Genomic DNA, 7395 nt, shown 5'->3' with positions numbered 1-7395 from the left:
GAGCGACATTCCTGTCGCGATTAACAGCGGCCTCCATCACCGCCTGCGGCGGTTCGCGCCTGGAAAGGCGCTCCCACCGTAAAAACAGCCGACCCTTGCTGGAGGAGCGACATTCCTGTCGCGATTAACAGCGGCCTCTATTACCGCCTGCGGCGGTTCGCGCCTGGAAAGGCGCTCCCACCGTGAAAGCAGCCGACCCTTGCTGGAGGAGCGACATTCCTGTCGCGATTAACAGCGGCCTCTATCACCGCCTGCGGCGGTTCGCGCCTGGAAAGGCGCTCCCACAGTGAAAGCAGCCGAACCTTGCGGTAGGAGCGACATTCCTGTCGCGATTAACAGCGGCCTCCATCACCGCCTGCGGCGGTTCGCGCCTGGAAAGGCGCTCCCACAGTGAAAACAGCTAAGTCACCGATGGCTCCCCCCTTTGACAAAGGGGGGCTGGGGGGGATTTGCCTTTCGGTGGCAATGAAGGATTCCAACTTAGCGCGCGACCGGAATGTCGCTCCCACAGTTCAGGCCAGCTGCCAAAATACAAAGGGCCGCTGTCTCAAGCGAGGCAGCGGCCCTTTCCATGGCGTTTCATTGTCAATTGTCAATTGTCCATTGTCAATTGAACCCTACTTCAGCCTTTGAATCTTCTGCAGGCTCTCTTCGAGAATCTGCTTCTTGTTGCTGAATTCGGCGATCTTCTCGCGTTCCTTCTCGACGACGTCGGCCGGTGCGCGCTCCACGAAGCTCGGGTTCTGCAGCTTCTTGGTGAGGAACTCGATGTCCTTCTCGATCTTGGTGATCTCCTTGTTGAGACGCTTTTCCTCTTCCTCCACGTTCACCAGGCCGCGCAGCGGGACGAGGATCTCGACGTCGCCGGCCACCTGCAGCGAGGCCTCGGCGGGACGCTCGACCCCCTGGCCGATGGCGAGGTCGCTCAGACGGGCGAGGCTCATGACGTAGGCCTCGTTCTTCTTGAGCAGCGCGAGGCTTTCCGCCGACTTGCAGTCCAAAAGTGCCGCGATCTGCTTGCTCGGCGCCACTTCCATCTCGCCGCGAATGTTCCGGATCCCCTTGATGACTTCCATCACCAGTTCCATCTCGGTGGCGGCAGCGGAGAACTCCGCCCACTCCGGACGCACCTTCGGATACTCGGCGAGCATGATGAAATTGCCGCGGTCCCCGACGCCGGGCAGCGCCTGCCAGATCTCTTCGGTGATGAACGGCATGAACGGGTGCAGCAGGCGCAGCAGGTGCTCGAGCACCTGCCAGAGGACGTACTTGGCGCTCTGCTGGCGGTCCGCATCACCCTTGTACAGGTCGTCTTTCACCAGCTCGATGTACCAGTCGCAGAACTCGCTCCAGGTGAACCGGTACAGGTCGCTCGCCGCCTCGTTGAACCGGTAGGTGGTGAGCGCCTCGTCGACCGCGGCCGCCGCCTCGTTCAACCGGAACAGGATCCACCGGTCGGCATTGGAAAGCTCGAGCTTGGCCGAATCGACCGCCGCCGGCTCGAACCCTTCCAGGTTCATCAGGGTGAACCGGGCCGCGTTCCAGATCTTGTTGACGAAGTTGCGGTAGCCGGCGATCCGCTCCTCGGCAAGCTTCACGTCCCTCCCCTGCGCAGCGAACGCGGCCAGGGTGTAGCGGAAGGCGTCGGTGCCGTAGGCGTCGATGACGGTGAGCGGGTCGATGACGTTCCCCTTGGACTTGCTCATCTTCTGCCCCTGGGCATCGCGCACCAGGGCGTGGATGTAGACGTCCTTGAAGGGGACATCGTCCATGAAGTGGAGCCCCATCATCATCATGCGGGCCACCCAGAAGAAGAGGATGTCGAAACCGGTCACCAGGCACGAGGTCGGGTAGAACGCGGCGAGCTCCGGGGTCTTTTGCGGCCAGCCGAGCGTGGAGAAGGGCCAGAGTGCCGAGGAGAACCAGGTGTCGAGCACGTCGGTCTCCTGGCGGATGTCGTCGCTGCCGCACTTGGAGCACTTGGTCGGGTCTTCCTTGGCAACGGTCACCGCGCCGCAATGGTCGCAGTACCAGGCCGGGATGCGGTGCCCCCACCAGATCTGGCGGGAGATGCACCAGTCGCGGATGTTCTCCATCCAGTCGTAGTAGGTGTTCTCCCACTGGGTCGGGACGATCTTGGTCCGCCCGTCCTTCACCGCGGCGAGCGCGCGCTCGGCGAGCGGGCCGACCTTCACGTACCACTGCAGGGAGAGGTACGGCTCGACGACGGTCTTGCAGCGGTAGCAGCCGCCGACGGAAAGGGCATGGTCCTGGATCTTCTCCAAAAGCCCGGCCGCCTCGAGGTCCGCCACGATCTGCTTGCGGGCGGTGAAGCGGTCCATCCCTTCGTACTGGCGCCCGGCGGAGTTGACCACGCCGGACTCGTCGAAGACGTTGATCCGGTCCAGGTTGTGGCGCAGGCCGACCTCGAAGTCGTTGAAGTCGTGGGCCGGGGTGATCTTGACCACGCCGGTGCCGAATTCGACGTCGACGTAGTCGTCGGCGATGATCGGGATCTCGCGGTTCACCAGCGGCAGGAGCACCTTCTTGCCCACCAGGTGGGTGTAGCGCTCGTCGTTAGGGTTCACCGCCACCGCGGAGTCGCCGAGCATGGTCTCGGGGCGGGTGGTGGCGACCACCAGGAACTCGTCGCTTCCCACCACCGGGTAGCGCAGGTGCCACAGGTTCCCCGCCTTCTCTTCGTGTTCCACCTCGATGTCGGAAAGCGCGGTGTGGCAGCGGGGGCACCAGTTGATGAGCCGGTTGTCCCGGTAGATGAGCCCTTCGTTGTACAGGCGGACGAAGACCTCGCGAACGGCGTCGGAGAGGCCGGCGTCCATGGTGAAGCGTTCGCGCTCCCAGTCGCAGGAGGCGCCCAGGCGCTTCAACTGCCCGATGATCTGCCCACCGGACTCCCCTTTCCACTTCCAGACCCGCTCGATGAACGCCTCGCGGCCGAGCTCGAAGCGGTCCTTCCCTTCGGCGGTCAGCTGGCGCTCCACGACGTTTTGAGTGGCGATGCCGGCATGGTCGGTACCCGGCATCCAGAGGACGTTGTAACCGCTCATCCGCTTCCAGCGGCAGAGGATGTCCTGGAGGGTGTTGTTGAGGGCGTGCCCCATGTGCAGCACCCCGGTGATGTTCGGGGGGGGGATAACGATGCTGTAACCCGGCTTGTCGGAGGGGACCGTAGCATGGAAGCAGCCGTTATCTTCCCACTGTCGGTACCATCTCTTCTCCACGTCGCCCGGTTCGTAAACCTTTTCCAGCTCTCTTTTTGCCATCAGGTGTGACCTCTAAGTTTGATCCGATCGATCGGTGATCCGACGGATCAGTCGGATCTAAAAAATGAAAAAAGGGGATCGGAAAATCCCCTCTTGTGAAAGCATGCTACCGCCTGTTTCTGCCTTAACCGGGGATGCCGGCCTTCAACTTGCGAATCTCTTCCTTGATCAGCGCCTCGGCGAGGTCGGGGACCACTTCCCAGACGACCCGCTCGATCACCTCCCGGGAGATCCGTGCTACCACCTCGGTGAGCTGCGCCTCGGTCAACCCGGCGGTCGTCGGTGCCGGCTCGCCCACCAGGATCGGCTCCACCGCAACCGTCGCGGTCTGGGAAAGATCGGCGTCCGCGTCGAGGGCGGCGGAAACCGGCTCGGGTGCGAACTCGGAGATCGGGGCCTCGGCGGGCGGTTCCGGTTCGAAGGTGAATGATTCAAACTGGGAAAGCTCGGGGGGCTCGGTCCGCTCTTCCTCGAAGGAGATCGCCTCGGCGTCGAAGGCAGGCGCCTCCTCGCTTTCAAAGGAGATCTCCTCGGCTGCGAATTCGGCAGCGGTCGGAAGCTCGACCGCCTCCACGCTTTCCTGGGGGAGCGGTATCGCGGCGGCCGCCGCGGCGGCGGGGGTCTCCACCTCGAAGGCGCCCCAAAGGTCGTCCTCGATGGTCGCCTCGACGATCTCCTCGTCCAGGTCGATCAACTCCTCTATTTCCGCCTCTTCCAGATCGAGCGGCGCTTCGGCAACGGCAACGGCAGGAGCAACGGGCTCCGGTTCCGGCTCCGGCGCCGCGGCACGGCGCTCCTTGCCGAGAACCAGGAGTTCGTGGACCCGGTCGATGAGCTGCTGCGACTCGAACGGCTTGGTGATGGTCTGATCGGCGCCGCTGGCGGCGGTCTTCTCCTCGTCGTGCGGCTCGAAGGCCCCGACCAGGAGCAGGATGGGAGTCTCCTTCAACTGGGGATCCCGGCGTACCTCCTGGCACACCTCGTAACCGCTCTTGCCGGGCATAAGCGCGTCGACCAGCATCACGTCGGGACGAAGCTCCCGCGCCTTTTCCAGGGCGGCATCTCCGTTGTCCACCACGGTGAGTTCGTATTCCTCATCGGCAAAGATGATTCCTACGACCTTCCGGATGGTAATGCTGTCATCGGCGAGGAGCAGTCTATTCCCCATCGATACCTCCCCTTTCAGTAAGGCCGTTTCGGCCGCGCCTGGCCCAAAACAGTGGCGTGAAAACTAGCATATAGGCCTAGTGGTGTCAAGGTTTTTGCCTTTTCCTCATTGATCACTCATCATGCGACGGGCGGGCATCTTTCACCCCGGTTTGACTTCCGTAGACCGCGCTCGCGACGGTGGAAATTTCGCTGCGCAGCCGGTTGAATTCCCGCACGTGGGCGTAGTCGAGCCGCGTGGTGAGGAGGATGACGAAGGTATCGGCGGCCGGGTCGATCCAGACCGAGGAGCCGGAGTAGCCGGTGTGGCCGAAGGAGATCCGGGAAAAGCCGGTGCCGCGGGGTGCGGAATAGGGAGAATCGATGTCCCAGCCGAGTCCCCGGGCGACCTGGCCGCGCCGGGAATAGTAGGGAACCGACATCTGCGCCACGGTCCGCTCCTGGAGCACCCGCTTCCCGTCCAGCACCCCGCCGGAGAGGATCATCCGGCAAAACCGGGAGAGGTCGCGCGCCGTGGAGAAGAGGCCGGCATGCCCGGCCACGCCGCCCAACTGGCGGCACTGGCTGTCCTGGGGCTCGCCGATGCGGGGCCCCTCCTCGCTGAAAGTGACCGCGCAGCGCAGCCGCCGCGCGGGGCGAAACCCGGTGTCGGTCATCGCCAGCGGGCGGTAGAAGGAGGCCTGGGCGTAGACGTCGAGCGGGGCGCCCGTCGCCCGGCGCACGATCTCGGCGAGCAGGATGAAGTTGATGTCGGCGTAGCGGAAGCGGTTCCCCACCTCCCCTTTCAGCTTCTGGTCGGCCACGCCGCGGATCGCGCTCCCGAGGGCATCGCCTGCCGACAGGGAGAAATCGTCGAGCCCGGAGGTGTGGGTGAGGAGGTTCAGGATCTTGATCTGATCCTTGCCGTGCCCGGCCAGCTCCGGATACCACTTGATGATCGGGTCGAGCAGGGAGAGTCTCCCCTCCTCGGCGAGCTTCAGTACCGACGGCGCGGTGGCGAAGACCTTGGTGAGCGAGGCAAGGTCGAAGATGGTTTCCGAATCGGTGAAGGGGGCGTCCGGGAGGGTGGAAACCTTCCCGTAGGCACGTTCGAAGAGGATGCCGTCCCGGTTACCGACCAGCACGATGCCGCCGGCGATCAGACTGCGTCCGATCGCCTCTTTCACGACGAGGTCGATGGTCGACGGGGCGGAGGGAAAGGCCTGCGCCGCGGCGAAGGCCTGCGGCGCGAAGGACAGAACGATGAGGCAGATGAGGATCTTTAACGTGGTCATGGCTGTCCATGACGGATGCTGCGCATAGCGGTTCACTTACTCCTAGTTCATCTGAAAGCTGACTGACTTGAGGACGTTGCCGTCGCTGTCCTGCGCCTCGCAGCGCCACTGGCCGGACTGACCCTTTTCCAGGACCTTCTTGCTATTGGTGCGCCAATGCCCCCCCTTGACCGGGAGCTCATACTCCCCCACCACCTCGTCGTTCAGGTACCAGACGTGGGTGATGGTGGTATCGGTGTCCCCGGGGGACGAGATCCGGGTAAAGCAGTAGAGCGCCTTGACCGATTTGGAGGAGATCCGGCGCACCGAGTCGATCGGATTTCCCTTGACGATCTTGGTCGTCACGGTCATCTCGGTGATCTTCAGTCCCTCGGCGAAAGCGGATCCGGCGAGCCACGCGATCAGGCAGAAAGCGGCGGCAAACAGACGGCAAAGTCGAGACAGGGTCATGACACCTCCAGGCGGTGCTTCAGGTGCGATAGTCGGCGTTGATGCGCACGTAATCGTAGGTGAGATCGCTGGTATATACCGTCGCAGCTCCGGAGCCGATCCGGAGGTCGATTGTAACGGTGAACTCTTTCTGCTTCAACACTTCGGTGCCGGCCGCCTCGGCGTCGCCGCCGGTGAAGATGCCGTCCTGCACCATGAGGACATCGTCGAAGCTGATCCGCACCTTCCCCTGGTCCATCTCGCAGCCGGAATATCCCACCGCGGCGATGATCCGTCCCCAGTTGGCGTCCTGCCCGAAGAAGGCGGTCTTGACCAGGAGCGAGTTGGCGACGGCAAGGGCCGCCTGCTTGGCGTCGGCGTGGTCCGCGGCGCCCTGCACCCGGATCTCGACGAACTTGGTGGCCCCTTCGCCGTCTTTCACGATCAGCTTTGCCAGGGAGAGAAGGACGTCGTGCAAGAGGGCGACGAAGCGCTCCCCTTCCGGGGTCCCGGCGGTGATCAGCGGGTTGGCCGCCGCACCGTTGGCCATGATGAGCGCGGTGTCGTTGGTGGAGGTGTCGCCGTCGACGGTGATCGCGTTGAAGGAGCCGTCCACCGCCTCCTTGAAGGCGCGGTCCAGAAAGGCCGGCTCCACGTCGGCGTCGGTGACCAGGAAGGCGAGCATGGTCGCCATGTTGGGCTGGATCATCCCCGCCCCCTTGGCGATCCCGGTAATGGTATAGGGGACGCCCCCCGCCGCGCCGCTTCGGGTCTCAAGCTTGGCGAAGGAGTCGGTGGTCATGATGGCGTCGGCGACGTTCTCGATGGTCCCGCCGGAAAGGCCGTCGACGAGCGGCTCGATGCCCGCCCGGAAGCGGTCCATCGGGAGGGTCTGGCCGATGACGCCGGTGGAGGCGATGAGGAGCTCCTCGTCGGGAAGGCCGAGCGCCTCGGCGGTCTTGCGGCCGCAGGTGAGCGCATCGCGCATCCCCTGCTCGCCGGTGCAGGCGTTGGCGTTGCCGCTGTTGACCAAAACCGCGCGGCAGATGCCGTCCTTCGCCCGCTGCTGGGAAATGAGGACCGGGGCGGCCTTCACCTTGTTGGTGGTGAAAACGGCGGCGACCCGGGCCGGAGTCTGGGAAAAGATGAGCGCCAGGTCGAGCCGGCCCGGCTTTTTGATAGCCGCCTCCACGGCGGAGAACTGGAAACCTTTTACTGGCATGTGTTGCCCCTCCTTTGGG

At 64.0% G+C, this 7395-nt stretch carries 5 protein-coding genes; all 5 read right to left on the bottom strand.

Annotated elements, in window-relative coordinates:
• Positions 1–617 precede the first annotated feature (617 nt).
• The 5 genes from JFN93_RS10510 to argJ all read right to left on the bottom strand — a co-directional run bounded on the left by JFN93_RS10510 (position 618) and on the right by argJ (position 7376).
• Positions 618–3284 (bottom strand): valine--tRNA ligase, encoded by a 2667-nt coding sequence (locus JFN93_RS10510; protein ID WP_199384021.1) that lies wholly within the window; start codon positions 3282–3284, stop codon positions 618–620.
• A 124-nt stretch (positions 3285–3408) separates the two neighbouring features.
• Entirely contained in the window at positions 3409–4452 is a 1044-nt protein-coding gene (locus JFN93_RS10505) for a response regulator (protein WP_199384020.1), read from the bottom strand.
• Between the two features lie 112 nt (positions 4453–4564).
• Positions 4565–5725 (bottom strand): serine hydrolase domain-containing protein, encoded by a 1161-nt coding sequence (locus tag JFN93_RS10500; protein ID WP_199384019.1) that lies wholly within the window; start codon positions 5723–5725, stop codon positions 4565–4567.
• Positions 5726–5767: 42 nt separating this feature from the next.
• Positions 5768–6175: a DUF2914 domain-containing protein gene (locus JFN93_RS10495; protein WP_199384018.1), complete on the bottom strand. Its 408-nt coding sequence runs from the start codon at positions 6173–6175 to the stop codon at positions 5768–5770.
• A gap of 19 nt (positions 6176–6194) precedes the next feature.
• Positions 6195–7376 (bottom strand): bifunctional glutamate N-acetyltransferase/amino-acid acetyltransferase ArgJ, encoded by a 1182-nt coding sequence (argJ, locus tag JFN93_RS10490; protein ID WP_199384017.1) that lies wholly within the window; start codon positions 7374–7376, stop codon positions 6195–6197.
• Between the last annotated feature and the right edge of the window lie 19 nt (positions 7377–7395).

Origin of the sequence: Geomesophilobacter sediminis (assembly GCF_016458275.1) — a bacterium.
GTDB lineage: Bacteria > Desulfobacterota > Desulfuromonadia > Geobacterales > Geobacteraceae > Geomesophilobacter > Geomesophilobacter sediminis.
This window is presented reverse-complemented; position numbering and strand designations above follow the sequence as displayed.